Source organism: Leisingera sp. F5 (assembly GCF_001593695.1).
Genome location: NZ_LUKH01001266.1, coordinates 1 through 1,147, shown reverse-complemented (window position 1 = coordinate 1,147; position 1,147 = coordinate 1). Strand labels below are relative to the sequence as shown.

Here is a 1,147-nt window from a genome sequence, read left to right as displayed (position 1 = left end):
GAATTTGTCCGCGACTTCGTCTTCCCGATGTTCCGCGCCAATGCGGTTTACGAAGGCCTGTATCTGCTGGGCACCTCGATTGCCCGCCCGCTGATCTCCAAACGTCTTGTGGAAATCGCCGAGTCCACCGGCGCCGACGCGGTCGCCCATGGCGCCACCGGCAAGGGCAACGATCAGGTCCGCTTTGAGCTGGCAGCCTACGCTTTGAACCCGGACATCAAGGTGATCGCACCCTGGCGTGAATGGGATCTGACCTCGCGTACCCGTCTGCTGGAATTTGCCGAAGCAAACCAGATCCCGGTGGCCAAGGACAAACGCGGCGAAGCTCCCTTCTCAGTTGACGCGAACCTGCTGCACACGTCCTCCGAGGGCAAGGTTCTGGAAGACCCGGCGGTCATGGCGCCTGATTATGTCTACCAGCGCACCGTTCACCCCGAGGACGCACCGAATGAACCTGAGTTCATCGAGGTCGGTTTTGAAAAGGGCGATGCTGTCAGCATTAATGGTGAAACGCTGAGCCCGGCAGACCTGCTGACCAAACTGAACGAATTGGGTGGCAAGCATGGCTGCGGCCGTCTTGATCTGGTCGAAGGCCGTTTTGTCGGCATGAAATCCCGCGGCATTTATGAAACCCCGGGCGGCACCCTGTTGCTGGAAGCCCACCGCGGCATTGAATCGATCACCATGGACCGCGGGGCAATGCATCTCAAAGATGAATTGATGCCGAAATACGCAGAGCTGATCTACAATGGCTTCTGGTATTCGCCCGAGCGCGAAATGCTGCAAGCTGCTATCGACAAGAGCCAGGAACATGTCACCGGAACCGTGCGCCTGAAGCTTTACAAAGGCTCCGCAGCCTGCGTGGGCCGCTGGTCGGAACACTCGCTCTACTCCGAAGCGCATGTGACTTTTGAGGAAGACGCCGGCGCCTATGACCAGACCGATGCTGCAGGTTTCATTCAGCTGAATGCCCTGCGCCTCAAACTGCTGGCCGCACGCGAGCGCCGGCTCAAAAAGTGAGTGATTACGGCGGCATAGACGGCGGTTTCGAGGACGATTTCGCGGAAGAACTGGAAATGTTCGTCGAAGCTCAGGACACCGTTTGGGCGGCTGTCCTGACAGAACTCTCTGCAGGAAAAAAGACGAG

General features: G+C 58.3%; 1 protein-coding gene and 1 pseudogene. Both read left to right on the top strand.

What is annotated here, in order from left to right; translation table 11 throughout:
- Window positions 1-1,020: argininosuccinate synthase (locus tag A2I95_RS40675; protein WP_291737982.1), on the top strand; the 1,020-nt coding region annotated here is incomplete at its 5' end.
- Window positions 1,017-1,147, top strand: a pseudogene (locus A2I95_RS40670) (DUF1810 domain-containing protein); the annotation flags it as partial. The gene A2I95_RS40675 and the pseudogene A2I95_RS40670, both read left to right, overlap by 4 nt.